This is a genomic window from Ensifer sp. GW823-FHT05D09 (assembly GCF_058795755.1).
The window spans coordinates 179,560-203,534 of the sequence record NZ_JBXAIA010000007.1 but is presented as its reverse complement, the minus strand read 5'-3'; the positions used below and the strand labels follow the sequence as shown (position 1 = coordinate 203,534).

Below are 23,975 nucleotides of genomic sequence, written 5' to 3'. Positions count from 1 at the left end.
CGGAGCAACGACGCTAGGTTTCCGCCACAAGCCTCGCGAGCGCCAGAGATGCGGTGAGGCCAGGCGATTCGATGCCGAAGAGGTTGATCAGACCGGGCACCCCGTGCACGCTTGGCCCTTGCACGACGAAATCCTGGCTTGCCACTTCGGGCGGCACGATCTTCGGCCGGATACCGGAATAGGCCGGCACCAGTGCGCCGTCCTTCAGATCGGGGAAATAGCGGCGGACACCGGCATAGAACGACGTGGCCTTCGCCGGATCGACGTCATAGTTCAACGTGTCGATCCACTCGATATCGGGTCCGAAGCGGGCCTGACCGGCCATATCGAGCGTCAGATGAATGCCGAGACCGCCCTTAACCGGCACAGGGTAGATCAACCGCGAGAACGGCGCCTTGCCGACATGCGAGAAATAATCGCCCTTGGCATAATATTCCCTCGGCACGAGTGCTGGAGGCATCCCCTCGATCAACCGCGCCAGCTTCGGTGCGGCGAGACCCGCGGCGTTGACGAACAGGCGGCACGCCAGGCTCACCGGCTCGGCACCGCCGACATCCACGACAACACCGCCATTGGTAACCCGGCCACGCTCGACGGGGCTGTTGAGTGCCAAAACCGCGCCGGCATTCTCGGCGTCGCCGAGCAGCGCCATCATGTAGGCGTGGCTGTCGATGATGCCGGTCGACGGCGACAGCAATGCGCCTGTCGTGGCGAGCGCAGGCTCGAGACTGCGGGCGTCCGCAGCCGAGATCTGGCGCAGATCCGTCACGCCGTTTTCTGTCGCCCGGGCGGCGATAGTAGGCAAATGCAGCAGTTCGGCAGCCGAGGTCGCGACGATCAGCTTGCCGCACTGCCGGTGACCAATGCCGCGTTCGCGGCAATAATCATAAAGGAGAATTCTGCCTTCGACACACAGTCGCGCCATCAGGCTGCCGGGCGGGTAATAGATGCCGGCGTGGATGACCTCGCTGTTGCGCGACGATGTCCCGCTGCCGATGCGATCGGCCGCTTCGACGAGGATCACCTCGCGGCCGGCTTGCGCCAGCGCACGCGCGACGGCGAGGCCGATGACCCCGGCGCCCGCAACGATGCACTCCACTTGCTCGACCGACATGGCAGACCCCGATACCGGCGCGCATCACGGATGACGCGCGCCGCAAGGACGATGCAGTAGCACGGAACCGGCAGAAGGGTCAGGCCGCCCGAGCGCTCGCCGCAAGCGGGATCTCGATGTCGACTTCCAGCGTCGTCACGTGCTCGCCGCGGTCCATCTTGACGGTGACCTTGTCGTCGTCGATCTGGACGTGCTTGGAGATGACCGCAAGGATCTCTTCCCTGAGGATCGCAACGAGATCCGATTGGCCGACCGAGGCGCGCTCATGCGCCAGCAGCACCTGCAGCCGCTCGCGCGCCGTCGGCGCCGAGGTCTGCTTTTTGAAGAAACGGAAAATGCTCATGCTGCCCTCCGTCCGAAGATCTTACCGAACAGACCGCGTTTTTCACCCGGGATGGTCATCGGCACGGTTTCGCCGGCAAGCCGGCGGGACGCGTCGAGATAGGCGAGCGCCGGGGCGGATTTGCTGTCGGCGAGCGTCACCGGAGCGCCGATGTTGGATGCCCTGAGCACGTCCATGCTCTCGGGAACGATGCCGAGAAGCGGGATCGACAGGATTTCCAGCACATCTTCGACCTTCAGCATGTCGCCACGCTCGGCGCGCAGCGCGTCATAGCGGGTGAGCAGCAGGTGCTTTTCGACCCGTTCGCCGCGTTCGGCCTTCTCGGTCTTGGCGTCGAGCAGGCCGATGATCCGGTCGGAGTCGCGAACCGAGGAGACTTCCGGATTGGTGACGATCACCGCCATGTCGGCATGGCGCATGGCAAGCGTCGCGCCGCGCTCGATGCCGGCGGGGCTGTCACAGATGATCCAGTCGAAATGCTTCTTCAGGTCATTGATTACACGCTCGACGCCTTCCGGCGTCAGGCTGTCCTTGTCGCGGGTCTGCGATGCCGGCAGCAGGAACAGCGTGTCGAGGCGCTTGTCGCGGATCAACGCCTGCGGCAGCTTAGCGTCGCCCTGAATGACGTTGACCATGTCGTAGACGACCCGGCGCTCGGCACCCATGACGAGGTCGAGATTGCGCAGGCCGACATCGAAATCGACGACGACGGTCTTCTCGTTGCGCTGCGCGAGCGCCGCGCCGAGAGCAGCCGTCGACGTCGTCTTGCCGACGCCGCCTTTGCCCGATGTAACAACAACTACTTTCGCCATCTTCCGCTCCTGTTTCCTGGCCGGCACCGGCTCAGTTAAGTCTCTCTGCCATGATCGAATCGTCTTCGAGCCAAAGCTGCACCGACTGTCCGCGAAGCTCGGCGGCCATGTCGTCGGCGGTCTTGTAGACGCCGTCGATCGCCAGCAACTCCGCTTCCAGGCGGCGGCAGAAGATGCGTGCCGAGGTGTTGCCCACCGAACCCGCAAGCGCCCGTCCGCGCAGCGCGCCGTAAATATGGATCGAACCACCGGCGATGATTTCCGCGCCTGACGCGACCGAGCCGATCACGGTAACGTCGCCCTCGGGAAAGATCACCGACTGGCCGGAACGCACCGGCTCGCGCACGATGATCGAGGCGGTGGCCCGCGCCGCCGGCGTTTCCTGTCCGATGACGGTCACTTGCTCGTGCGCCTTCGTCTCTCCGGCGATCAGTTCGCCCGCCGCGGCCTCGAATTCTGGCGCCGGCCGGCCGCCGCGCATCGACGGTGGCATGCCCGGCTCGAACAGCGACGGACGGCCGCCCTCGATCCCGAGAACGCGGACGTTGCGCGTGGCAAGTTCGTCGAGCAGGCCCTTCAACTGCGGCCGGTCGATCTCCAGGTCGACGATGTCGAGTACGACGGGTCGGCCAAGGAAAAACCCGGCCGAGCGGGCGGCCAGATCGTCGAGCCGCGTCAGCCACTGATCGAGCGGCAGCTCGGGCGACAGCGCCAGGCTCAGGAACGAGCGGCCCTTGATACGGATCGAACGAGCGTCTGTTAGCACTTTGATCATCTTCGTTAATTTTTCGTTGACGGGATCTAGGCGACGGATGGTTAACAAAAGGTTAACGACGACCTGTCGCTTCTCGCAGGCGAGCTCGGAGAAAGCTCGGCGATGCGTTCTCTGGCCGTGCCCGACGCCGCTCGCGCACGCTGTGAAATCCCGTTCCGATCGCCCTTTGAACACGAAGGAGCCCTGCGACGACGGCCAGTCGGTGCCTGCAATTTTTTCTGGCTTCGAGGGCTCACTAGTGCCCACTTGCACGCCACAGCAGCCCAGATCCTCGGGAACCGAACGCAACCCCTTGACGTTGAGCGGTGCGGCGGAGGTCGTCGCATCTCGCAAACGGAAGGTGATTCCCTCAGATGGCGCCCAAACACTTCATCGTCGCATTGATACTGTCACTCCCATGCGCTGCTGCGGCACGCGCCCAGACACCCGAGGACCCCGCGGTCACTGCCTGCAAATCGACCGGTCTTGTCGCGCTTCAGGAACATTCCGCCGACATTACGGGGCTGGTCCTGGACCCGGAAAGCCTCGCAATCACCGCCGCCGACACGAAGGTCGAAGACGTGTCGGTCAAGACGGTGATCCTCGGAGAGGCCTATATCGAGCGCAACGGCACGGCCGGCAAGGCAGATCGGTTCGTGTGCCTGCTTGGCGAGAAGGGAAAGGTCCTCTTGACGTTCTTCACGGCGAAGTGACCGTCCACCTCCGGCGGGCATTCACAAGACCCAACCGGCCCGGGGTGGCCTGGCGATCGTAACCGGCTTTGCCAACGGCACCACGTCGCGAAAGTTCAGTTCCTGGGCCGGGTCACCGTTGCGGAGCGGTCTTGCGGCGGAGAACCCGGCGGCCGCCGACGAACTCGCCGGCATCTCAGGCCGCTCCGGTCAGAATGGCGGCAGGTCGTCGGCGCCCACCACGCGAGCCGAATGGGCAAAGCGTTCCATCGATGATGGGCGTCGTGATCCGTCATTACTTCGCCTTGTCGGCCACCGATCGGTGCATGAAGAATTTGTAATTATATTCCAGTGACTTGCGCCACCAAAATGTCACGATTGGCCACCATTTTTCAGTCATCGGAACGGCACAATCCAGCACTGATTGCTGGAGAGCCCACTGTCCCGACCTTCGAAACAACCCGGCATCTTCAGTGTGGGCGAAAACGCCCGCAAACGACCGGTGGCGACCAATGAGACCCGTTTGACGACGGCTCGCAGGGGTTCACCTCGGCCTGGCGCACATGCGGGATGCTGCACAACCAAGGAGAATGATCATGAACCGCATCGCAAAGCTCTCCCTTATCGCAGCGCTTTCCGCCATGACCTTTGGCGGCATCTCCTACGCGGCAAGCACGACCATGAACTGGCCGGCAGAAATCGAACAGACGGTGCACAGCTTCAAGGGCGACAACTTCACGGTGGTCAATATCGACACCTTGGACAAGTTGAGCGAGACCAGAACCTGGATCGACCAGGCAACGCCCGCCCAGCTGGCCGCCCTGCACAAGGCGGTCGACGGCAACAAGGATCTTGTCGCCAAGCTCAAGACCCAGAATGTCGAACTCAACAACATCGTCGGGGCTGAACAGGCAGCCGACGGCAGCCTGACCCTGTACCTCAAGTAAGACCGAAGGCACACGGCGCCATCGCTCTTCCTGTCAAGAACGATGGCGCCTGTTGCCGTTGACCCGTCACCGGTGGACCAGATGCGCGCTTCCGGCGTGCACCCGGACTGTTTGACGAAACGACATCGGATTTCGAACCGGCCAAATGGAAGAGGGCGCCAACGGACATGGTTTGGCGGCCGAGCCGTCCGTGACGTTCTGGACCGGTCGGAGCCTGATGCCTGGCTTGCATGTCGAGCGAGCCCGTGGCCGCTGGCATCGGCATCTTCGACAGGCCTGCTCAAATCACAAATCAGAGCTTTCTGATGATCGCGGCAGCGACAGGCGGAGCGATGACTTGCAACAGCTTCAACAGTTTTGCCTTGCCGACATGAACCCGCGACCTGCCGGGCTCCAGAGCGCGTACGATTGCCGCGGCGGCCGCGTTGGCGGTGATTTTGCCGCGGCCGCGCCCAGCGGTCATGGGCGTCTCGACCAACGGCAACACCACATCCACCACTCTGACGGAGGTCTGCTGGTATTGCACCCGAAGAGCATCCGAAAACATGCGCAAGCCCGCCTTCGTGGCGCTGTAGACTGCCGAAGTCGCCTTTGGATAGCACGCAAGAGCAGAGCCGATATTGACGATCACGAACGGGCGCGCAGGCGTGTTCGGCAAAAGCAGCCGCGATAGGATGATGGGCGCGACAAGATTGGTCTCGACTTCGGCGACGATCTCGTCGATGCCGTAGTGTGGCTCATCGAGCCTGACATTGTGTTGGATGGCCGCGTTGTTGATGAGACCGTCGATGACATCTGCTTCCGCCAATTCGGCACCAAAGGCGGCAACGGCCGCCTTGTCTCGGATATCCAGCACTCGCACCTCGATCCTTGGATCACGGTGCGCCAGGCCTCTCAGTCGCTCCCTGTCGCGGCCGAGCGCAACGACGCTGTGGCCTTTGGCGGCCAGGTGCAGGGCAATTTCCAGACCTATTCCGGAACTTGCCCCAGTGACGACATATCGTGCCATGTTATCTATTCCCGTTGATTGAACAATCGAGCCTGGAGCAAGAGGAAGCGGATGGCATTAACCGAGGTTAAGCACGCGAAAGGGGCGGCGATTTCACTGTTCGAGCGCATTGCGGGGCAACCGCTTGCGAATACGGAGCGCCTGGCCGAGGCAATTCATGTTCGCCCGGTGAAGCCCGGAGAGACGATTTTCGGCCAGGACGAGCCGCATCCCTACATTTATGTAATCGAGACCGGCCTGGTTAAGCTCACCTACCTTCGCGCCGACGGCGAGGAATGGATCAAATCCTTCGCTACCGAAGGGCGGTTCTTCGCAAGTCTTTCGGCCTTGCTGCCGATGGGGCGCGCCACCTTTTCCGCGGTCGCCATCGAAACCTGTCGTCTGGAGAGAATTCCGTTCGCGACGCTGCAAGCGCTGGTCGACATCGATCTCGGTTGGTCGCGAATGCTGCGCAACGCCCTGATGATCCTTGCCGAACGCAAGGAGCGTCGCGAGCGCCAGTTCCTGACGCTCGATCCGGAGGAACGCTACCGGTCGCTGATCGCCGAGGAACCGGATCTGGTCTTGCGCGCACCCCAGAAGGACCTTGCAGGCTATCTCGGCATCACGCCGGTCGGCCTCAGCCGCATCGCCAAGCGCGTTCGCGAGGAAGCGGATACCTGACTTAACCCGGGTTAATGCTTGCGGCGCTGCAAGGCGCAATACCTGCTCCCGTTCAACAACGGGAGCCACACCTTGACCAATACCGCATCGGACACCCTGCTCTTCCTGCGCTCATGGCTGACAAAGCCGTTGGAAGTCGCCGCTATCGCTCCTTCGAGCACGCGATTGGCCGCAGCCATGACCACCGAAATCGGCCAGTACACCGGTGATGTCCTGGAGCTTGGCCCAGGCACCGGCATCTTCACGCGCGCACTTCTGCAAAATGGTGTCCGACAGAACCAGTTGGTTCTGGTGGAACGAAATCCGGCCTTTGCCGCGTTGCTGCGGGGCCGTTTTCCAGAGGCAACACTGATCGAGGGTGATGCGCAGCACTTGCGGTTGCCGAAAACACGCAAGATCGGCGCCGCCATCAGCGGCCTGCCGCTGCTCTCCATGCCGAGACAAGCGGTTCGCGATATCCTTGAGGCGGTCTTTCGGCACCTTGCCGATGACGGTTGCCTCTTCCAGTTCACTTACGGACCGCGTTGCCCCGTGCCGGCAGCGCTGCTCGAAATACTTCGCCTCGAGGCGTCGTTCCTGCGCTGGGTGCCGCTCAATCTCCCGCCGGCGAGCGTCTACCGGCTGTCGCGCCGTCGGGCATGACAGGGCGATCAGACCAGCGCTCGAGCGCTCGAGCGCTCGAAGCTCACCTGCGCACGCGATGGACGACCACGATACCCGCGGCGCTCATCACGGCGAGCACGAACCAGGTCGCCGCGTAGACGAGGTGGCTGTTGCGAAAGCTGACCACGGTCAAGCCGCCGACCGGCAGGCCGCCGGGATTGGGCGTGGCGTCTGCATCGATGAAATAGGGCGCGACATCCACCAGGTCCTGCGCTCTGGCAATCGCATCGACATCGCGCGAATACCATCGGCTGGCGGCCGGGTCGTTGGCGCGCAGGAAACCGCCGTCCGGCTCTGTCATGCGAAGAAGGCCGGTGACCCGGCCAGCCCCAGGCAATTGGCTTTCCGGGCGTGCGGCAGCATCGCGTCGATCCGCTGGCACAAAACCACGGTTGATCAGGATGGTCGTGTGGTCGTCAACGACCATGGGCGTGATGACCCAGAAACCGGCGCCCCGTTCGGTGACAGCCTGGACCAGGACTTCCTTGTCATGCGCGAAAAGGCCCGTCGCAGTGACGCGACGATATTCGTCCTTGTCCGCGCTGATGCCGGGCCATTCCGATTGGGGTGGAGCCGGCACCGGTTCGGCATGCACCCGGGCGTCTACGCGCGCGATCAGGTCGAGCTTCCAGAAAAGCCGCTTCACCTGCCAGGTGCCGAGAGTGACGAAAGCCGCCATCAGCACCGACAAGGCGACAGTCAGAACGAGACGGGAGCGGGAGGGCTCTGCCCCCCGCCTTGTCTCTGCCGAACGGTCGTCCATCGCCGTACCCGTCAACGGGCCGTCACGGCATGTTCTTCATCATCTCGTGGGTCATCGGCATCATGTTGACGTTGAGGTGATGCATGACCCAGAGCGAACCGGCGAGCGCGATACCGACGATGATGAGGGTGAAGATCAGCGCCATCATCGTCCAGCCGCCTTCCGAGCGCTGGTTCATGTGCAGGAAGAAGATCATGTGCACGACGATCTGGATGGCGCCGAGACCCATGACGACGACGGCCGTCGCCATCTTGCTGTCGAGCGCGCCGCTCATGACCAGCGCGAAGGGAATGGCCGTCAGGACGACGGAGAGGGCGAAGCCGACCATGTAGCTTCGCAGCGACCCATGGCCCGCTTCATGGCCGTGGCTGTGGCCGTGATGGGCCTCATGAGCATCTTCGTGCGCAAGGCTGTGGGGCTGTGAGCTCATCCGATGACTCCGATCAGATAGACGAAGGAGAAGACGCCGATCCAGATGACGTCGAGGAAGTGCCAGAACATCGACAGACACATCAGCCGGCGGCGGTTCTCCGGTATCAGTCCGTGCATCCTGACCTGCACCATCATCGTCACGATCCAGATAATGCCGAAGGTGACGTGCAGGCCGTGGGTGCCGACGAGCGTGAAGAACGACGACAGGAAGGCGCTGCGCGTCGGGCCGGCGCCCTCCTGGATCAGGTGGTAGAATTCATAGAGTTCGAGGCTAAGGAAGGCGAGGCCGAACACGGCAGTGACGCCGAGCCAGAAGATCGTCTCCATCTTGGCGTTGCGCTCCATCTGGAGCATGGCAAAACCGTAGGTGATCGACGAGAGCAACAGCATCGCCGTGTTGATGGCGACGAGCGACAGGTCGAACAGATCGGCAGGTGACGGGCCGGCCGCATAGTTTCGCCCAAGCACGCCATGGGTGGCAAACAGCACGGCGAAGATGAGGCAGTCGCTCATCAGGTAGATCCAGAAGCCCAGCATGGTGCTGCCTTCGGGATGGTGCTCTTCCTCAAGGTAGAACTGCGGCGCTTCGGTTTGGGTGGCGTTCGTCATCTCAGCTGCGCTCCGCCAGAAGTTCGGACCGGGCGTCCTCGGTTGCCGTCACGGTCTCGGCTGGGATGTAGAAATCCCGGTTGTAGGTGAACGTATGGCCGATCGCCACGACCAGGATGGCAACGAACGACACGACCACCAGCCACCACATGTACCAGATCAGCGCGAAGGCGAGCACGACGCTGATACCGGCGAGGATGACGCCCGTGCCGGTATTCTTCGGCATATGGATCGGCTTGAAGCCGCCGAGCGGGCGTTCGTAGCCGCGGTTCTTCATGTCGTACCAGCTGTCATGGTCGTGCACGACCGGGGTGAAAGCGAAGTTGTAGTCCGGCGGCGGCGACGAGGTCGACCATTCCAGCGTGCGGGCATTCCAAGGATCGCCCGTGGTGTCGCGCAGCTGGTCGCGCCTCAGATAGCTGACGACGAGCTGGACGACGAACGAGGCGATGCCGAGCGCGATCAGCACCGCACCGAAGGCGGCGATGATGAACCAGATCTGCAGCGAGGGATCCTCGAACTGGCTGACGCGGCGGGTGACGCCCATCAGGCCGAGCACGTAGAGCGGCATGAAGGCGAAGAAGAAGCCGATCTGCCAGAACCAGAAGCTCATCTTGCCCCAGAACGGATCGAGCTTGTAGCCGAAGGCCTTCGGCCACCAGTAGACGAGGCCCGCCATCAGGCCGAACACGACGCCGCCGATGATGACGTTGTGGAAGTGGGCAATCAGGAACAGCGAGTTGTGCAGCACGAAATCGGCCGGCGGGATCGCCAGCATCACCCCGGTCATGCCGCCGATGACGAAGGTGACCATGAAGCCGACGGTCCACAGCATCGGCACTTCGTAGCGGATGCGGCCGCGATACATGGTGAAGAGCCAGTTGAACATCTTCGCGCCCGTCGGGATCGAGATGATCATCGTGGTGATGCCGAAAAAGGCGTTGACCGACGCACCCGACCCCATGGTGAAGAAGTGGTGCAGCCAGACGAGATAGGACAGGATCATGATCACGCAGGTGGCGTAGACCATCGAGGCGTAGCCGAAGAGGCGCTTGCCGCAGAAGGTTGCGACCACTTCGGAGAAGATCCCGAAGGCCGGCAGGATGAGGATGTAGACTTCCGGATGGCCCCAGATCCAGATGAGGTTCACATACATCATCGGGTTGCCACCAAGGTCATTGGTGAAGAAGTTCGTGCCGGCGTAGCGGTCGAGCGACAAGAGCGCCAGCGTCGCCGTCAGGATCGGGAAGGTGGCGACGATCAGGATGTTGGTGCAGAGCGACGTCCAGGTGAAGACCGGCATCTTCATCAGCGTCATGCCCGGCGCGCGCAGCTTGACGATGGTCGCGATCAGGTTGATGCCCGACAGCGTCGTTCCGACCCCTGCCACCTGCAGGCCCCAGATATAATAGTCGACCCCGACGCCCGGACTGTAATCGGCGCCCGACAGCGGCGGATAGGCGAGCCATCCTGTGCGCGCGAACTCGCCGACGAACAGCGACATCATGATGATCACCGCCCCGGCCGTGGTCATCCAGAACGAGAAATTGTTGAGGAACGGGAAGGAAACGTCGCGCGCGCCGATCTGCAGCGGAACCACGTAGTTCATCAGGCCGGTGACGAAAGGCATGGCCATGAAGAAGATCATGATTACGCCGTGGGCGGTGAAGATCTGATCGTAGTGATGCGGATTGAGATAGCCCTCGTTGCCGTTGAAGGCGATCGCCTGCTGCAGGCGCATCATGATCGCATCGGCAAAGCCGCGCATCAGCATGACCAGCGCCAGGATCACGTACATGATGCCGATCTTCTTGTGATCGACCGACGTGAACCATTCGTGCCAGAGATAGCCCCAGAGCTTGTATTTGCTGATCAGCGCCAGGACGGCGATGCCGCCGATCGCAACGGCGATGAAGGTCGCGACCAGGATCGGCTCGTGATAGGGGATCGCCTCCCAGGTGAGCCGCCCGAAGATGAATTGTGTGAGGTTGGTGCTACCGAACATAGGGCTATCCAAATTCTCTTGAAATGCGGCTTCAGGGCTGAGTGGTGGTGCCGGAATTGTTCAACTGTGCCGGCGCCGGACCGTCCTGGCTCTCGGCGGGCGGCTTCTGATCGCCGTGCATGTTATGCATGTCGTGGTTCATCGACTGCGGTTCCTTGTCGATGCCTTCGGCCGGCTCTTCGCTCTTCGACGGATTGCCCGTTGCCGGGAAAGTCGCGCCGGGTGCCGCTTCGCCGGCATGGCCCGTCTCACCCGCATGACGGTTATCGTGCTCGAGCTTGGCGCGGTTCTCGTGACTTTCGACGCCGCCGCCGCCCATCATGTCGATGTGCATCATGTCCCTCATGCACATCTGGCCGGGGCGCACGCACATGTTCAGCACAGCTTCAAAAAGCCCATCCTCGACGCTGGAAAAGTAGCGGACCGGTTCCCTGGTGCTCGGCTTCTCAAGCTTCAGGTAGGTGTCGCGGTTGAGCATCGTGCCGTTGCTCTTGACCCTTGCGATCCACCGATCGAAGCCGGCCTGGTCGAGCCCATGGAACTTGAAACGCATGTGCGAAAACCCGTCGCCGCTGTAGTTCGACGACAGCCCTTCATACTCGCCCTTCTTGTTGATGACGGCGTGCAGCCGGGTCTGCATGCCGGGCATCGTGTAGATCATGCCGGCGAGCGCCGGCACGTAGAACGAGTTCATCACCGAGGAGGCGGTGAGCTTGAAATTGATCGGCACGTCGACGGGTGCCGCCATCTCGTTGACGGTGGCGATGCCGTAATCCGGATAGAAGAACAGCCATTTCCAGTCGAGCGCCACCACCTCGACGGTCAGAGGCTTGATGTCGGCAGGCACCGGCCTGTCGGCGTCGATCCGGTCGAGCGGCCTGTAGGGGTCGAGCTTGTGGGTGCTGATCCAGGTGATGGCCCCGAGCGCGATGATGATTGCCAGCGGCGCGGACCAGATGACGACTTCGAGCCCGGTCGAGTGATGCCATTCCGGATCGTATTTTGCAGCCGTGTTGGACTGGCGGTAGCGCCAGGCGAAGAACAGCGTCAGGAAAAGCACCGGCACGATGATGATGAGCATGAGGATCGTCGAAACGACGATCAGATCTCTCTGCTGTGCTGCGATATCGCCGGAGGGCGACATCACGACCATGTCGCACCCGGCAAGGACCAGGGTCGATAGAAGAACGGCCGATCGTCCGGCGAGCTTCAATGGAGTGGGCATTTCGGGCTCCATTTGCGTTTTGTCTATTCGGCACTAGTCGCGTATCGGGCTCGGCGGAATGAGGTTGTTCGTCGCACTGCAGCATTCTGTCGCATCGCAGCAGAATAGACAGCGACGTCCGCAAATGCCCAATCTAGTGCATCCTCGCCGGCTGACCATTGGGAAGATGCCGGTGAGTCCACGTTTTTTTTCGCCGCTTCCTTGATCTCGGGCGTTGATTGATCAACATTTCGACGAGGCGGCACAAATCGCCGGGAGGAATTCATGAGCTCGGTCGTCAATCCTACGTCTTCAGGCCTTGAGCGGGACGCCCGTCGCATCCATGACGACAAGCCCTTGTCACCGGGCAGCATCGCCATCGGCGTTGTCATTGGCCGCATGTCGGAGTTCTTCGACTTCTTCGTCTACGGCCTCGGCTCGATCCTGGTTTTTCCAAAGCTCATCTTCCCGTTTGCGCCCAATCCGGTCGCGGCCACATTGTTGTCGTTCGCGATCTTTCCGCTGGCCTTCATCGCGCGCCCTGTCGGCTCGCTGGTTTTCATGTGGATCGACCGCAACTACGGCCGCGGCACCAAGCTGACGATTGCCCTGGTGATCCTTGGCGGCTCGACCGCATCGATCGCCTTCCTGCCGGGCTTTGAGACCATAGGCTTCTGGGCGGTGGCGCTGCTGGCGCTGTTCAGATTGGGCCAGGGTTTTGCGCTCGGCGGCGCTTGGGATGGGCTGGCGTCGCTGCTCAACCTCAACGCGCCCCCGAACCACCGCGGCTGGTATGCAATGATCCCGCAGCTTGGCGCGCCCATCGGCTTTGCGCTCGCCAGCATCATCTTCTGCTATTTCGTCGCCAATCTCTCCGAGGAGGACTTCCTTTCTTGGGGCTGGCGCTATCCCTTCTTCGTGGCATTTGCGATCAACGTCGTGGCGCTGTTTGCGCGCCTGCGTATCGTCGGCAGCAAGGAGTTCGGCGCGGCGATGGACGCGCAGGAGCTGCAGGCCCGCCCGGTATTCGAAATGCTGAGCAAACATGCGGTCGACGTGGTACTCGGCGCTTTCGTGCCGCTCGCCAGCTTTGCGATGTTCCATCTGGTGACGATCTTTCCGCTCAGCTGGGTCATCCTCAATGGCGGACAGTCGGCGGCCCGGTTTCTCATGGTCCAGGTGGCAGGTGCCGCCGTCGGCGTCGTCGGCATCGTGGTGTCGGGTCTGATCGCCGACCGGATCGGCCGCCGCAACGAGCTGATGCTCGGCGCGACGCTGATCGCGATCTTCAGTTTCTCCGCCCCCTTCCTGCTTGACGCCGGTGGGGCTGGACAGGATGCCTATATCCTGATCGGCTTTGCCGTTCTCGGCCTGACCTTCGGCCAGGCCTCCGGTGCCGTGTCCTCGCGCTTCACCCAGTACTACCGTTACACGGGGGCAGCGCTCACCTCGGATCTGGCCTGGCTCGTCGGTGCGGCGTTCGCGCCGCTGGTGGCGCTTGGGCTTGCAACCAGCTTCGGCATCGTCTTCATCGGCGGTTATCTGATCTCCGGCGCGATCTGCACGCTGGTGGCACTGAGCCTCACGAAAGCGCTCGACCAGAATTAACGGCTTCGCGGCTTCAGAGAGCTTTCTCCCGCATCCTCAGCGGCAGCGACGATCGCTCGCCGTTGCTGCGCAGGCCTTTACTCCGGCCGCTCGCCGGGGGAATAGTTGCCCTTTAGCAGCTATTACTCCGGAGATCGGCAGAATGGACCGCATCGACGCCATGAAGGTCTTCGTCACCGCAATCGACGAGGGCAGCCTCGCCGGTGCCGCAAGGCGGCTGAACCGCTCACCGACGGCGGTCAGCCGGGCATTGGGATTCCTCGAGGCGCATGTCGGCGTCGAGCTCTTGCATCGCACGACGCGCAGCCTGAAGCTGAGTGAAGCCGGCGAACGCTATGCGGCTGCGTGCCGGCGCGTGCTCACCGATCTCGAGGAGGCAGACCTGCTTGCCGGCGGCGAACGCTCGGCACCGCGCGGCACGTTGACGATCTCGGCGCCACCGATCGTCAGCGAGGAGGTGTTGCGCCCGATCGTCGATCGTTTCCTCGATCTCTACCCGGATGTCTCGGTCCGGCTCCTTTTGCTCGATCGCTTCGTCAACCTCGTCGACGAGGGCATCGATATTGCGCTGCGCATCGGCCGACTGGCCGATTCATCTGATATCGCCACCCGCCTCGGCGGTGATGTCAGGCGCGTCGTCGTCGCGTCACCCGATTATCTCGCCAATCACCCTCCGATCGAGGAGCCGGCGGATCTCGCCAACCATCGCATCGTCGCCTTCAGCAACTTCGGTCTTGAAAGCTGGACCTTTACGCCGGCGAAGGGCTCGACCATCCCTCGAACGGTTCACCTGCAACCACGTTGCATCGTCAACAGCGTGCGCGCCGCGGCCGATTCGGCCGCGGATGGCAAAGGGCTGACAAGGCTCTATTCCTACCATGTCGCCGAGCACATGCGGAACGGCCGGCTGAAGATCGTGCTGGCTGATGCCGAGCACCCACCCTTGCCCGTCCATCTGCTGGCGCCACCAGGCCGCATGTCCGTTCCGAAAGTGCGCGCCTTCGTCGATTTTGCCGCTCCGACCCTGCGCGCGGAATTTGCGCGCCTGGCCCGCGAGGCCGGAACGCTTGGTTGATTGTACCGATTTTCGCACGGATGTCCGCCAACTGGCGATTATTCTGCCGGATCGAGAATGGATCTAAAACAGCTGCACCAACGCCGAGGGCGTAGGGCGATCGCCAATGGCGGTCGCTGCAACTGAAAAGGATCGAGATCATGTGCCAGGAGCAGAAAGTCGTCATCATCACCGGCGCATCGCAAGGCATAGGCGCTGCGTTGGTGCAAGCCTATCGCAGCCGTAACTATCGCGTCGTCGCCACGTCCCGGTCGATCGGGGAGAGCGGTGACCCCGAGGTCGCAACCGTCCAGGGCGACATTGCCAAGCCGGAAACGGCAGATCGGATCGTGGCCGTGGCTCTGGAGCGCTTCGGCCGCATCGATTCGCTGGTGAACAATGCCGGCGTCTTCCTGTCGAAGCCGTTTACCGAGTTCACCCTGGCGGACTACGAACACAACCTGGCTGTGAATGTCGCCGGCTTCTTCCACATCACACAGCGTGCCGCCGCCGAAATGCTGAAACAAGGCTCAGGCCACATCGTCAGCATCACCACGAGCCTCGTCGATCAGCCGATCGCCGGCCTGCCGGCGGCGCTTGCCTCTTTGACCAAGGGCGGACTGAACGCCGTGACCCAGTCGCTCGCCATGGAGTTTTCAAAAGCCGGAGTACGCGTCAACGCCGTCTCGCCGGGGATCATCAAGACCCCGATGCATGCGCCCGAGACCCACGCCGCACTGGCGACACTGCATCCGGTCGGCCGGATGGGCGAGATCGACGATATCGTCGATGCGGTGCTCTATCTGGAGGCGGCCAATTTCGTCACCGGCGAAATTCTCCACGTCGACGGAGGCCAGCACGCCGGACGCTGGTGACCCCGTCGATCCTGGCTCGGCCGCTGGTCGAGCCAGTCATTTTAGACTTTCCACCTTAACGCAAAGGAGACTGCCATGCCTATCGTCACCGTCCAGGTCACCCGCGAAGGAACGTCCGCCGATCGCACTTCGGTATCACCGGAAGAAAAGGCGGCCATCATCAGCGGTGTCAGCGAAGTGCTGCTCAATGTGCTCAACAAGCCGCTTGATTCCACCTATGTGATCATCGAGGAGGTCGAACTCGATAATTGGGGCTGGGGCGGCGTTCCGGCCGCGCAGTACCGAGCTCAACGCGCCGCGAAGGCGAATTCCTGACGTCCGGCACCGGATTCCTCGGGACTCTCCGAAAAGCGCCGAGGGCGGCAACGGCGCCGGCGTTTTTCGAGGCTATGGAATAAACGCCGGCAGCATCCGTTCTTCCGTCCACTCGAACGGAGAACGGACATGTTGCACTTCTGGAAGAAAGACCCGTCAAACATCCAATTCCTCTGCGATCCGCAGGACCTCGGAGTAATCGCGCCACCGCTGGCAGCAAAGAACAACCTGCCCGACTGGTATCGCAAGCTTCCGGCGGTCGACCCTGAGCATCTTTCCGCCAGGGACAATGGTCTTACCATCAAGCGCTGCATGCCCTTCCTCGACGCCATGACAACAGGGTGGATCCTGCCTCTGGCAGCCACGGTGCGCCTCGAAATCCGCGACGACGGGCAGAATGTCGAGGCCGGCTGGGAATTCGATCGGGCGATGGTCAGCAATCATGGTGCCCATCAGGTAGCCGGCAATCCGAAGGCGCCGAGCCCGCCCTGCAAGTTTCACAATTACTGGTCCATCCGCACGCCGCTCGGTTGGAGTTGCTTGTTCGTGCCGCCGCTCAACCGGCCGCCCCAGCCGTTCGAGTGCGTGGCCGGCGTCGTCGATACCGACACCTACAGCGCCAATATCCACTTCCCGTTCTTCGCGACGGCAGCGGATGGCGTGCATGTGATCGAGAAGGGCACGCCATTGGTTCAAGTCATTCCTTTTCGTCGGGACGATGCCGCAATCCGGGCGGAGATCCGGGCGGAAACGGGCGAAGAGGCTGCAAGCCGGGACGTGGTCTACCGCAACACGATCGCAAGCTCCGGCTGGTATCGAAAGATCGCGCGCGCCGCGCGCTGATTTGCTGCCGACAACAGGAAGCGGGGACCGGTTGCCCGGTCCCCGCTTTGTCTTGTTTGTCGTGCGACCTCAGCGCGTATGCCACACCTTGCCCGGGCGATAGGAACGGTCCGAGCCATTCGACGAGGAATTGGAAGAGCTGTTGGAGGACGAGTTCGAACTGGAGTTCGAACTCGAATTGGATGAACTGTTCGACGAAGAATTGGAGCTTGAATTCGACGAACTGTTCGATGACGAGTTGCTCGACGAATTGGAGGAACTGTTGCCGGCAACCATGATGGAGCCGTCGTTATGGCCACCCGCCTGCCTGTGGACGGATTGCGCCGGCACTGTGCTTTGTTTTGCCTGTGCCTGCGCACCGGCAAAGGCGGCAACGCCGGCGACGAGGGCGGCGCTCAGTTTCCAGTGGTTTTTCATGCCCGTAACTCCTTGTTGAGAACGAACCGGCATTTCCGGTCCGAAGGAATAACGGGCGTCACGAGACCTTATTCCACCGGGAACAGCTTTCTCCGCTCGAACGTCGACGAGGCGCAACGGCGACGATCGGTGATCACGCCGGCAACACACCTGCCCGGCGCTCCCGGCTTGCCAGCAGCCCTCCGACCGCAGTCACGATGATGACGGCCGCGTAGGTGTCGGTCGTCGCCTGGTAGCCGAGCTCCTTTGCCAGAAAGCCTGCTGCCATTGCCGGCAGGCTGAAGGCGAGATAGCTTTGGATGTAGAAGGCGGACAGCAGCCCGGCCCGTTCATCAGCCTTGGCGAGCGGCATGATCGACCCCATGATGCCGAGAAAGCTGGTGCCGAAGCCGGCGCCGGTCAAAAGCGTGCCGACGATCATCACCGGAACGTTGGCAAGGTGCGTGCCGGCAACCACGACCAGCATGCCCAAGGTCGTTGCCGCGACGCCGAAGGTTACGTTGGCCCGGGCACCGCGTGCGCGACGCAGGAAAACGCTGACGGCACCGGCTGCCATCAACGCCGCGACGACGGCTCCGCCCGTCAGCGGCGCACGGCTTCCGGTCACGGATGCGACAAGCGACGGCATCAGCGAGAGATAGAAGCCGCCAAGCGCCCAGTTGGCGATGTTGATCGGGGTCGCCTGCGCCAGCGGCCGCTTGATCTGAGGCGGTATGGCGATCGTCGGCCTGAGTGAAGACAGGGCGCCCGGCCATTTGCCGCCGGTCTCCGGCGTCAGCCATATCACTGCTGCCAGCACGACAAAGCCGATCAAGAGCAGCCCATAAACGAGATGCAGCGGAAATGGCCCGTATTGAATGAGCGCACTGGTTCCCAAGGCGCCGACGGCCATGCCGATCAGCGGCGCCAGCGAATTGACGAGCTGGCCCTTCACGCGATCGACGTCGACCAGCGCTGCGCCGATCGATGCGCCGGCGATGCCAGTCGCAAGTCCCTGAACGATGCGCGCTGCGATCAGCCAGGACGGTGCATCGGCAACGACGAAGAGCGCCATCGCCACGATTTCGAGCAGCAGCGCACCAAAGATCACCGGTTTCCGGCCGAGATGATCCGATATCGAGCCGGCCACCAGCAGCGCGGACAGAAGCGCAAAGGCATAGACCGCGAAGATCCCGGTCATCATCACAGGCGAGGCAGCAAAGCTCTCCTGATAGATGCGGTAAAGCGGCGTGGGTGCCGCCGATGCGCCGAAGAATGTGGCAAGCGTGACTGCGTGGAAGGCGATGGGATTGGCGCCAGCCCGACTGGATTTGGTAGAGGAGACCATCTATATCATCCTTAACGCTAAATCATTGCGTTTACGCGATGTAAGGGCGAAACGTCACAAAAGCAAATAATTTGCGTTTATGAAGCAGTGAAAGTTTCTGATCCATGCGCAACGGGGAAGGACACGTTGAAAATGGCAGGCAGGGAAGGTCCACGCCCGGGCGGGCGCAGCGCCAGAGTGCAGGCATCGGTGCACGCAGCCGTGCAAGCGCTGATGACAAGGATGGAGCGCGCCGCAATCACCATTCCGGCGATCGCGGCGGAGGCGGGCGTGACGCCCTCGACCATCTATCGCCGGTGGGGCGACATCCAGGAATTGCTGGCCGATGTCGCGGTCGAACGCCTGAAGCCCGACATGGTACCGATCGATACCGGAAATGGCGGCAACGACCTTCTGGCCTGGGCGGAACAATATGCCGAGGAAATGTCGTCAAAGCCGGGGCGCGAGATGATACGCGATGTGTTGGCGTCCCAGGATGGCAGCGGCGCCTATCAGTGTTGCAACTTCACCAGGCAGCAGATTGAGGTGATTACCGCGCGAGCGCAGCTTCGTGGCGAAGGGTTTCCGGACGTCGACTCAATCATGGACCGCGTCGTCTCGCCGATCATGTACCGAATCCTCTTTGGCGAGGCGCCAGATGCGGCACATGTTGCACGTTTGGTTGCGGGCGCAATGGAACTGGTTTCGCCAGCTCGCGCTTCGGTCGACGAGCCCGCCTGATCAGAGTTTGGTGGCCACGATCGAGCGGCGCTGCCAAAAACGGCCGCGCGTCGCCAGCCCGAGCACGATGACGGCACCCAGCCCATAGGCGAAGACATCCCACCAGTCCGGGGTAGCGCCGACGACGATCCGCAGGATCGGATTGGAAATGCGAAGGCCAAACGTAGCCGCCAGATATTGGGCAAGCTCGATCGCCGCGCCCAGCAGGAAGGCGACACCGGCAAGCAGTGACGGTCGCGTCTGCAGCACCGATGCGAGCATGCAGTAAACCCACATCACCGCCAGGACATCCCCGGAAAAGCCGCGAACCCACCCCGAGCCGGCACCATGCGTCGCAAGCAGGACGAGGACGGCGAATAGCAGGACGGAAAACAAGGATGCGGTGCGGTCGAAGCGAAATTGCATGGCAAGCGATGTAACGGGACACAACCAGCCTGTCGAGCGGCGAAACAGCGCCATAACGCCATCGCACGCAGCAAGCCCGCCGCCTCACGCCGCCCAAGGTCGAAAGTCGGAATAGGACCTAAGCCCACGCCCGCTAGAACAGCAGTTCGCCGACGGAGAGCTTTCTGAGCGCGACGGCGATGTTGGCGACGAGCGCCTCCTTGTTCGGACCATGGTCCGGATAGCGGGTCATGTTGTCGCCGTTATGCATGAAGACGTAACCGCCGCGCCCGGTTTGCGTCGGGTATTGCCAGATCCAGTCGGCCGGCTGCGGATCGCTCTCGGGCCCGACATCGGTCAGCCAGATCGCTCCGGGCGGCGGATCGGTCCAGCCGCGCGCATACTGGCCGAAAATGCCCTGCCAGCCATCGAAACCGTCTCCAAGGTCGGAGAAGATCCCGAAGCGGTCGTTGCGCACCCGAACCTTGATGTTGCTGAACGGTCGCGGCGAAACCGCGTGGAACGGCGCCATGAACGGCAGCCACGGCTGGCATGGTTCCGCGCAAATGACCAGGTTTCCACCGCTCTCGAGAAAGGCGATGAGATCGTCGGACCGGCTTTTCAGGAAGAACTCGTCGTGGCTGCTGGGGATGTAAAGCGTGTCCGTCTTGCCCAGCAGTTCGGGCCCGAGCTCGTAAAGCGGAGCGAACAGCGGCTCAAAGCCCGCCTGTTTCAGGCCAGCCTCGATCCATTCGGGATGCCATTCCGACGGGACGTGCGAGCATTGCAGATAGGTGAAACGGTTTCTCTGTGGTCGTTCGATCCCGAGTTCCCGGTTCAGCCAGGGATAGAAAGACTGCAGGAAGCGTGTCGTCGCCGGCATGAAGCGCTGGCCGTTGTGCGAGTGCGGGTCGAGCGTTGCCAGCAGCAGCCGTCCGCCGCCCGAAATCGACGGAAAGTCGAGGAACAGGCTGCCGCCGCCCTCGTCGATCTCGAGGATCGAGCGCCCGCCCTCGGGCACGTTATAGGAGCCGCCCCAATGCCAGCTCATATGCGAAAGCGGCAGGCTTTCGGTGATCGGGTGATGCGGCGCGGAGAGACTGACTTCCAGCCTTTCGCCCTTGGTCCACCACAGCCAATCACGGCAGTTGCCGGGCGTCCATTCCAGGCCGGGGATATCGAGCCAGGCGGCGTGGCCTTGCAGGCAGACGACGAGAAAACCGCCGCCATGCATGTAGGCGTTCAGTTGCCGGGCATGCGCCATCGGTACTGCCGCGTCCATCGCATCCGGCATGATCACCGCCGCATAGGCCGACAGGTCGACCTTGGGCAAGTCGTGGATATAGATGAGATCGTCGAGGTAGTGGCGGAAATCCTGGAAGCTGCGCAGCTGCCAGCTGTTGCCCCAGTGGATATAGGCGATGCCTTTGCCACGTCTCGTCTCAGCCATCGAAATTGGCTCCATCATGCCGGAACACCGGCGCATAGGTGTGTTTGGATAACCCGTCGAAATCCGCCCGCGCGATCGGCAGGTCGTAAAGGGCGCTCAGGTTTTCGGCGCTGAGCGCGTCCGCGGTCGGGCCGCAGACATAGCTGTTACCGCTGGTCATCAACAGCACGTCGCTGGCAATTTCGACAGCGTGCTGCGGCATGTGGGTGGAAAAGACGATCGTCATGTCGTGCGTCTCCCTGAGGTGCTCGAGCAGCCCCAGAACCTTGTCCTGGTTCTTGTAGTCGAGGGCCGCGCAGGGCTCGTCGAGCACCAGCAGCTCGCATTCCGATGCGAGCGCCTGGGCAATCATGACCAGCTGACGCTGGCCGCCGCTCAAGGAATTGAACACCTGCGGTTCGAAATGTTCGATACCGAGCATGTGGAAGTAGTGCCGGACGATCTCATAATCCCTTTTGCCGGGCGCACCGAACAGGCCGAGATGGCGGGCTCTTCCCATCAGCGCAATATCGAGCGCGGAATAGGCAAACGGCACTTCAAACAGCTGCGGCACGAAGCCCACCTGTCCGCCGATCGACAATCGGCCGGATCTGGGCTTGATGAGGCCAATCAGCGTGTTGATCAGCGTCGTCTTGCCGACGCCATTGGCGCCGAGAACGGCGAGCGTCCGCCCGCGCGCAAGCCGCAGGCTGTAGTTCCTGAGGATGGTCTTGCCACCTCGTTCGACGGTCAGTTCGCTCGCCTCAATCACTGGACCAGCCTCCCTTTGCATGCAGGCGCCGCAGGATCACCGCGAAGACTGGCACGCCGATCAGCGCGGTAATGATGCCGAGCGGGATTTCTGCCGTCGTCACCGTGCGCGCGAGATTGTCGACCATCAGCAGATAGATCGCGCCCATAACGCCAGAGACGGGCAGCAGCCGTTGATGATCGGCGCCGACCAGAGCGCGGGCAACGTGGGGAATGACGAGGCCGACCCAGCCGATGATGCCCGAGGTTGCGACCACCCCCGCCGAAATCAGCGCCGAAGCCAAAAGGATGATCCACTGCACCAGCACGACCTTGGTGCCGAGCGCGCGCGCCTTCTCCTCGCCGAGCGACATGATGTTGATCTGGAAGCGCAAGAGGTAGATCGCGACGGCGGAAGGAACGACGGCGGCTGCGACCAGCAGAACATCGAGGTAGTTGCTCGACGCGATGCTGCCCATCAGCCAATAGGTGATGGCCGGCAGTTTCTGAAAGGGATCCGCGAGCAGCTTGGCGATGGAAATTGCCGCCGAAAAGAACGCCGATATGACCACGCCGGCCAGAACCAGCGTCAGCATGCTTGTGCGCCCACGAACGGTCGCCAGCAGCTTGACCAGAAAGACGCTGCCGACACCGAAGAGAAATGCCATGCCCAGCAGCAGGTAGCCCTGTAAGCCGATAAGGATTGCCAGCGTCCCGCCGAAACCGGCACCGGACGTGACGCCGATGATGCCGGGATCGACCAGCGGATTGCGGAACAGTCCCTGCAGTGCTGCGCCCGAAACCGCAAGCCCGAAGCCGACGATAACGGCCGCCATGATGCGCGGCAGGCGAACCTGCTCGACGACGACTTCCTGCACCGGATCCCAATAGGGCGTGACCAGCGGGTGGATGTTGTCGATCAGGATGTAGGCGACATCGCGCACCGACAGGTCGTAGCGCCCGATCGTTATCGAATAGAGGACGACTGCGACCAGCAGCGCAATCAGCGCCGGGAGGACGGAAACCGAAGCCAGTTTCCGGCCGACCCAGCCCGTTGATGGTGCCTCAGTCGAAGAGTTCGGCATATTGGGTCGCCGGCGCGTTGCGCTCGGATTCGAGGATCGACTTCACCTGCTCGTCCGAAAGGGCGGCGCCGTAAATCAGCTTGTAGGTATCGCCGATCTGCTTCTTGAAATCAGGCGCGAAATCGGCACCATGGGCAATCGCTGCCAGCCATTCCGACGTCAGGAAGATTTCCGGTGCATCGGGCGTGCGGGCGAAGACCGGCTGCTTGTAGACGCGCCTGTCCTTGACCGCCTTGAGGCTCGCCAGCACCGGATTGTCGAAGAAATCCTTGGGATTGAGGTCGTCGGCATAGGCCGGGATGATGATGATATCCGGGTTCCAGACGAGCAACTGCTCGAAATCGACCGTGCGCCACCATTCGCCGGTGCCGTCGGCCGCCGGGTTGGTAACGCCGCTCAGCGACAGGTCCTGCGAGCCGTTGGCGATGACCTGGATCTGGTCGGCCACCTTGTCGATGTGCAGCACGGAAGGAAGCTTGGCCTTGTCGAGCTTGGCGACCTTGCCGTCGAGCTCCTTCAGGATATCCGACTGCGCCTTCAGGATCGCCTGGGCGCGGTCGTTGCGGCCGGTCATGTAGCCGGTCAAGCTGACATAGTCGAGCCGGTCCTGCTCCGAGCAGCACTGCCAGCCGACGACGGTGAGCCCCACGCGCTCCAGCGGCTCGATCAGCTTTTCGTCATGGGTCCACTGGATCACCGCGTCCGGCTTCTGGGCGAGGATCGCCTCGACATTCGGCACGAAGCCGTCCTGAGCGGCACCGGCGTTGATCTTCGCCATCTCCGGCAGCATGTCGGCGTAGATGCCCTTGGTGAAATAGCGCACCAGGCTATCCTTGTTCATGCCGGCGATATTGTCCGCCTTTGCATCGACGGCGCGATAGATGATCGGTGCGGAGCGGACGATGGTGACGACCCGTTCCGGGGGCTTGGCAAACGTGATCGTCTTTCCTCTGTGATCGACAAACGCGCTTTCTGCCTGCGATGTCGCCGGCAGAAAGAGCGACAACGACACGACCAATGCGGAGAAGGCCTTGAGACGGCTGGACATGGATCACTCCCTTGACTGGCCCGCCGGCGGGCGGGTGACCCGAGCGCCGACGACCCTGTGGCAATTTCATGAGTTTGCTAGTCAAGTTAAAGCTGTGTGTCCAGTGCAAA

27 protein-coding genes are annotated in these 23,975 nt (G+C 62.3%); 11 read left to right on the top strand and 16 right to left on the bottom strand.

Going from position 1 to position 23,975, the window contains the following annotated elements:
• Nucleotides 1-13 precede the first annotated feature (13 nt).
• From AC1Q80_RS20485 to minC, 4 genes are all read right to left on the bottom strand, one after another.
• A complete protein-coding gene (locus tag AC1Q80_RS20485) occupies nucleotides 14-1,114 on the bottom strand; it encodes an NAD(P)/FAD-dependent oxidoreductase (protein WP_492361624.1) in 1,101 nt (366 codons plus the stop codon).
• A 79-nt stretch (nucleotides 1,115-1,193) separates the two neighbouring features.
• Entirely contained in the window at nucleotides 1,194-1,457 is a 264-nt protein-coding gene (gene minE / locus AC1Q80_RS20480; protein ID WP_077501524.1) for a cell division topological specificity factor MinE, read from the bottom strand.
• The gene (gene minD / locus AC1Q80_RS20475) at nucleotides 1,454-2,269 is read right to left on the bottom strand and encodes a septum site-determining protein MinD (protein WP_492361623.1); all 816 of its coding nucleotides are present in this window, start codon (nucleotides 2,267-2,269) and stop codon (nucleotides 1,454-1,456) included. Before minD ends, minE begins: the two co-directional genes overlap by 4 nt.
• Nucleotides 2,270-2,300: 31 nt before the next feature.
• Nucleotides 2,301-3,044 (bottom strand): septum site-determining protein MinC, encoded by a 744-nt coding sequence (gene minC, locus AC1Q80_RS20470; protein ID WP_492361726.1) that lies wholly within the window; start codon nucleotides 3,042-3,044, stop codon nucleotides 2,301-2,303.
• Between the two features lie 353 nt (nucleotides 3,045-3,397).
• Here minC and AC1Q80_RS20465 point away from each other — a divergent pair, with 353 nt between their 5' ends.
• On the top strand, nucleotides 3,398-3,736 hold the full coding sequence (locus tag AC1Q80_RS20465) for a hypothetical protein (protein ID WP_173421321.1): 339 nt from the start codon (nucleotides 3,398-3,400) through the stop codon (nucleotides 3,734-3,736).
• 575 nt (nucleotides 3,737-4,311) lie between these two features.
• Nucleotides 4,312-4,662, top strand: coding sequence for a hypothetical protein (locus AC1Q80_RS20460; RefSeq protein WP_173421320.1), 351 nt, complete (start codon nucleotides 4,312-4,314; stop codon nucleotides 4,660-4,662).
• Between the two features lie 292 nt (nucleotides 4,663-4,954).
• Here the strand turns inward: AC1Q80_RS20460 and AC1Q80_RS20455 are convergent, their stop codons facing one another.
• Nucleotides 4,955-5,671 (bottom strand): SDR family NAD(P)-dependent oxidoreductase, encoded by a 717-nt coding sequence (locus AC1Q80_RS20455; protein ID WP_492361622.1) that lies wholly within the window; start codon nucleotides 5,669-5,671, stop codon nucleotides 4,955-4,957.
• Nucleotides 5,672-5,722: 51 nt separating this feature from the next.
• Between AC1Q80_RS20455 and AC1Q80_RS20450 the strand changes: the two genes are divergently transcribed.
• Together AC1Q80_RS20450 and AC1Q80_RS20445 are read left to right on the top strand one after the other, a co-directional pair.
• A complete protein-coding gene (locus tag AC1Q80_RS20450; RefSeq protein ID WP_492361621.1) occupies nucleotides 5,723-6,334 on the top strand; it encodes a Crp/Fnr family transcriptional regulator in 612 nt (203 codons plus the stop codon).
• A 72-nt stretch (nucleotides 6,335-6,406) separates the two neighbouring features.
• Nucleotides 6,407-6,976, top strand: a complete 570-nt coding sequence (locus AC1Q80_RS20445; protein ID WP_492361620.1) for a class I SAM-dependent methyltransferase — start codon at nucleotides 6,407-6,409, stop codon at nucleotides 6,974-6,976.
• A 43-nt stretch (nucleotides 6,977-7,019) separates the two neighbouring features.
• Here AC1Q80_RS20445 and AC1Q80_RS20440 read toward each other — a convergent pair whose 3' ends face one another.
• The 5 genes from AC1Q80_RS20440 to cyoA are packed head-to-tail and all read right to left on the bottom strand — an operon-like array spanning nucleotide 7,020 to nucleotide 12,031.
• Nucleotides 7,020-7,760 (bottom strand): SURF1 family protein, encoded by a 741-nt coding sequence (locus tag AC1Q80_RS20440; protein WP_492361619.1) that lies wholly within the window; start codon nucleotides 7,758-7,760, stop codon nucleotides 7,020-7,022.
• A 22-nt stretch (nucleotides 7,761-7,782) separates the two neighbouring features.
• On the bottom strand, nucleotides 7,783-8,190 hold the full coding sequence (cyoD, locus tag AC1Q80_RS20435) for a cytochrome o ubiquinol oxidase subunit IV (RefSeq protein ID WP_173421315.1): 408 nt from the start codon (nucleotides 8,188-8,190) through the stop codon (nucleotides 7,783-7,785).
• Entirely contained in the window at nucleotides 8,187-8,801 is a 615-nt protein-coding gene (cyoC, locus tag AC1Q80_RS20430; RefSeq protein ID WP_173421314.1) for a cytochrome o ubiquinol oxidase subunit III, read from the bottom strand. The genes cyoD and cyoC overlap by 4 nt, the downstream gene beginning before the upstream one ends.
• A gap of 1 nt (nucleotide 8,802) precedes the next feature.
• Entirely contained in the window at nucleotides 8,803-10,806 is a 2,004-nt protein-coding gene (cyoB, locus tag AC1Q80_RS20425; protein WP_492361618.1) for a cytochrome o ubiquinol oxidase subunit I, read from the bottom strand.
• 31 nt (nucleotides 10,807-10,837) lie between these two features.
• The gene (gene cyoA, locus AC1Q80_RS20420; protein ID WP_492361617.1) at nucleotides 10,838-12,031 is read right to left on the bottom strand and encodes a ubiquinol oxidase subunit II; all 1,194 of its coding nucleotides are present in this window, start codon (nucleotides 12,029-12,031) and stop codon (nucleotides 10,838-10,840) included.
• Between the two features lie 264 nt (nucleotides 12,032-12,295).
• Here cyoA and AC1Q80_RS20415 point away from each other — a divergent pair, with 264 nt between their 5' ends.
• The 6 genes from AC1Q80_RS20415 (at nucleotide 12,296) to AC1Q80_RS20390 (ending at nucleotide 17,141) form a co-directional block, all read left to right on the top strand.
• On the top strand, nucleotides 12,296-13,618 hold the full coding sequence (locus AC1Q80_RS20415; protein ID WP_173421311.1) for an MFS transporter: 1,323 nt from the start codon (nucleotides 12,296-12,298) through the stop codon (nucleotides 13,616-13,618).
• 142 nt (nucleotides 13,619-13,760) lie between these two features.
• On the top strand, nucleotides 13,761-14,693 hold the full coding sequence (locus tag AC1Q80_RS20410) for a LysR family transcriptional regulator (protein WP_173421310.1): 933 nt from the start codon (nucleotides 13,761-13,763) through the stop codon (nucleotides 14,691-14,693).
• A gap of 140 nt (nucleotides 14,694-14,833) precedes the next feature.
• Nucleotides 14,834-15,547, top strand: a complete 714-nt coding sequence (locus tag AC1Q80_RS20405; protein WP_492361616.1) for an SDR family NAD(P)-dependent oxidoreductase — start codon at nucleotides 14,834-14,836, stop codon at nucleotides 15,545-15,547.
• Nucleotides 15,548-15,622: 75 nt separating this feature from the next.
• Nucleotides 15,623-15,862 carry a tautomerase family protein gene (locus AC1Q80_RS20400; protein WP_492361615.1) on the top strand — a complete coding sequence of 80 codons (240 nt, stop codon included), beginning with the start codon at nucleotides 15,623-15,625 and terminating at the stop codon, nucleotides 15,860-15,862.
• A gap of 129 nt (nucleotides 15,863-15,991) precedes the next feature.
• A complete protein-coding gene (locus tag AC1Q80_RS20395) occupies nucleotides 15,992-16,705 on the top strand; it encodes a DUF6065 family protein (RefSeq protein WP_492361614.1) in 714 nt (237 codons plus the stop codon).
• Between the two features lie 142 nt (nucleotides 16,706-16,847).
• Entirely contained in the window at nucleotides 16,848-17,141 is a 294-nt protein-coding gene (locus AC1Q80_RS20390) for a hypothetical protein (protein WP_492361613.1), read from the top strand.
• Between the two features lie 114 nt (nucleotides 17,142-17,255).
• On the opposite strand, the gene AC1Q80_RS20385 is transcribed toward AC1Q80_RS20390, so the two are convergent.
• Nucleotides 17,256-18,449: an MFS transporter gene (locus AC1Q80_RS20385; RefSeq protein ID WP_492361612.1), complete on the bottom strand. Its 1,194-nt coding sequence runs from the start codon at nucleotides 18,447-18,449 to the stop codon at nucleotides 17,256-17,258.
• Nucleotides 18,450-18,581: 132 nt separating this feature from the next.
• Between AC1Q80_RS20385 and AC1Q80_RS20380 the strand changes: the two genes are divergently transcribed.
• Nucleotides 18,582-19,169 carry a TetR-like C-terminal domain-containing protein gene (locus AC1Q80_RS20380; RefSeq protein WP_492361611.1) on the top strand — a complete coding sequence of 196 codons (588 nt, stop codon included), beginning with the start codon at nucleotides 18,582-18,584 and terminating at the stop codon, nucleotides 19,167-19,169.
• Here the strand turns inward: AC1Q80_RS20380 and AC1Q80_RS20375 are convergent, their stop codons facing one another.
• From AC1Q80_RS20375 to AC1Q80_RS20355, 5 genes are all read right to left on the bottom strand, one after another.
• Entirely contained in the window at nucleotides 19,170-19,628 is a 459-nt protein-coding gene (locus AC1Q80_RS20375; RefSeq protein WP_492361610.1) for a ribosomal maturation YjgA family protein, read from the bottom strand. It lies immediately after the preceding gene.
• A gap of 79 nt (nucleotides 19,629-19,707) precedes the next feature.
• Nucleotides 19,708-21,003, bottom strand: a complete 1,296-nt coding sequence (locus tag AC1Q80_RS20370) for a hypothetical protein (RefSeq protein ID WP_492361609.1) — start codon at nucleotides 21,001-21,003, stop codon at nucleotides 19,708-19,710.
• Entirely contained in the window at nucleotides 20,996-21,754 is a 759-nt protein-coding gene (locus AC1Q80_RS20365) for an ABC transporter ATP-binding protein (protein ID WP_492361608.1), read from the bottom strand. The genes AC1Q80_RS20370 and AC1Q80_RS20365 overlap by 8 nt, the downstream gene beginning before the upstream one ends.
• A complete protein-coding gene (locus tag AC1Q80_RS20360) occupies nucleotides 21,747-22,817 on the bottom strand; it encodes a FecCD family ABC transporter permease (RefSeq protein WP_492361607.1) in 1,071 nt (356 codons plus the stop codon). Before AC1Q80_RS20360 ends, AC1Q80_RS20365 begins: the two co-directional genes overlap by 8 nt.
• Entirely contained in the window at nucleotides 22,798-23,865 is a 1,068-nt protein-coding gene (locus AC1Q80_RS20355) for an ABC transporter substrate-binding protein (RefSeq protein WP_492361606.1), read from the bottom strand. The genes AC1Q80_RS20360 and AC1Q80_RS20355 overlap by 20 nt, the downstream gene beginning before the upstream one ends.
• Between the last annotated feature and the right edge of the window lie 110 nt (nucleotides 23,866-23,975).

What these genes read in the sequence shown, in the direction of transcription:
- minC (WP_492361726.1), bottom strand. Translation starts at nt 3,044, where the DNA reads ATGATCAAAGTGCTAACAGACGCTCGTTCGATCCGTATCAAGGGCCGC.
- AC1Q80_RS20450 (WP_492361621.1), top strand. Translation starts at nt 5,723, where the DNA reads ATGGCATTAACCGAGGTTAAGCACGCGAAAGGGGCGGCGATTTCACTG.
- AC1Q80_RS20400 (WP_492361615.1), top strand. Translation starts at nt 15,623, where the DNA reads ATGCCTATCGTCACCGTCCAGGTCACCCGCGAAGGAACGTCCGCCGAT.
- AC1Q80_RS20405 (WP_492361616.1), top strand. Translation starts at nt 14,834, where the DNA reads ATGTGCCAGGAGCAGAAAGTCGTCATCATCACCGGCGCATCGCAAGGC.
- AC1Q80_RS20460 (WP_173421320.1), top strand. Translation starts at nt 4,312, where the DNA reads ATGAACCGCATCGCAAAGCTCTCCCTTATCGCAGCGCTTTCCGCCATG.
- AC1Q80_RS20355 (WP_492361606.1), bottom strand. Translation starts at nt 23,865, where the DNA reads ATGTCCAGCCGTCTCAAGGCCTTCTCCGCATTGGTCGTGTCGTTGTCG.
- AC1Q80_RS20360 (WP_492361607.1), bottom strand. Translation starts at nt 22,817, where the DNA reads ATGCCGAACTCTTCGACTGAGGCACCATCAACGGGCTGGGTCGGCCGG.
- AC1Q80_RS20485 (WP_492361624.1), bottom strand. Translation starts at nt 1,114, where the DNA reads ATGTCGGTCGAGCAAGTGGAGTGCATCGTTGCGGGCGCCGGGGTCATC.
- AC1Q80_RS20395 (WP_492361614.1), top strand. Translation starts at nt 15,992, where the DNA reads ATGTTGCACTTCTGGAAGAAAGACCCGTCAAACATCCAATTCCTCTGC.
- AC1Q80_RS20375 (WP_492361610.1), bottom strand. Translation starts at nt 19,628, where the DNA reads ATGGCGCTGTTTCGCCGCTCGACAGGCTGGTTGTGTCCCGTTACATCG.
- minE (WP_077501524.1), bottom strand. Translation starts at nt 1,457, where the DNA reads ATGAGCATTTTCCGTTTCTTCAAAAAGCAGACCTCGGCGCCGACGGCG.
- AC1Q80_RS20385 (WP_492361612.1), bottom strand. Translation starts at nt 18,449, where the DNA reads ATGGTCTCCTCTACCAAATCCAGTCGGGCTGGCGCCAATCCCATCGCC.
- cyoA (WP_492361617.1), bottom strand. Translation starts at nt 12,031, where the DNA reads ATGCCCACTCCATTGAAGCTCGCCGGACGATCGGCCGTTCTTCTATCG.
- AC1Q80_RS20370 (WP_492361609.1), bottom strand. Translation starts at nt 21,003, where the DNA reads ATGGCTGAGACGAGACGTGGCAAAGGCATCGCCTATATCCACTGGGGC.
- minD (WP_492361623.1), bottom strand. Translation starts at nt 2,269, where the DNA reads ATGGCGAAAGTAGTTGTTGTTACATCGGGCAAAGGCGGCGTCGGCAAG.
- AC1Q80_RS20465 (WP_173421321.1), top strand. Translation starts at nt 3,398, where the DNA reads ATGGCGCCCAAACACTTCATCGTCGCATTGATACTGTCACTCCCATGC.
- AC1Q80_RS20415 (WP_173421311.1), top strand. Translation starts at nt 12,296, where the DNA reads ATGAGCTCGGTCGTCAATCCTACGTCTTCAGGCCTTGAGCGGGACGCC.
- cyoD (WP_173421315.1), bottom strand. Translation starts at nt 8,190, where the DNA reads ATGAGCTCACAGCCCCACAGCCTTGCGCACGAAGATGCTCATGAGGCC.
- cyoB (WP_492361618.1), bottom strand. Translation starts at nt 10,806, where the DNA reads ATGTTCGGTAGCACCAACCTCACACAATTCATCTTCGGGCGGCTCACC.
- AC1Q80_RS20380 (WP_492361611.1), top strand. Translation starts at nt 18,582, where the DNA reads ATGGCAGGCAGGGAAGGTCCACGCCCGGGCGGGCGCAGCGCCAGAGTG.
- AC1Q80_RS20455 (WP_492361622.1), bottom strand. Translation starts at nt 5,671, where the DNA reads ATGGCACGATATGTCGTCACTGGGGCAAGTTCCGGAATAGGTCTGGAA.
- AC1Q80_RS20410 (WP_173421310.1), top strand. Translation starts at nt 13,761, where the DNA reads ATGGACCGCATCGACGCCATGAAGGTCTTCGTCACCGCAATCGACGAG.
- AC1Q80_RS20440 (WP_492361619.1), bottom strand. Translation starts at nt 7,760, where the DNA reads ATGGACGACCGTTCGGCAGAGACAAGGCGGGGGGCAGAGCCCTCCCGC.
- cyoC (WP_173421314.1), bottom strand. Translation starts at nt 8,801, where the DNA reads ATGACGAACGCCACCCAAACCGAAGCGCCGCAGTTCTACCTTGAGGAA.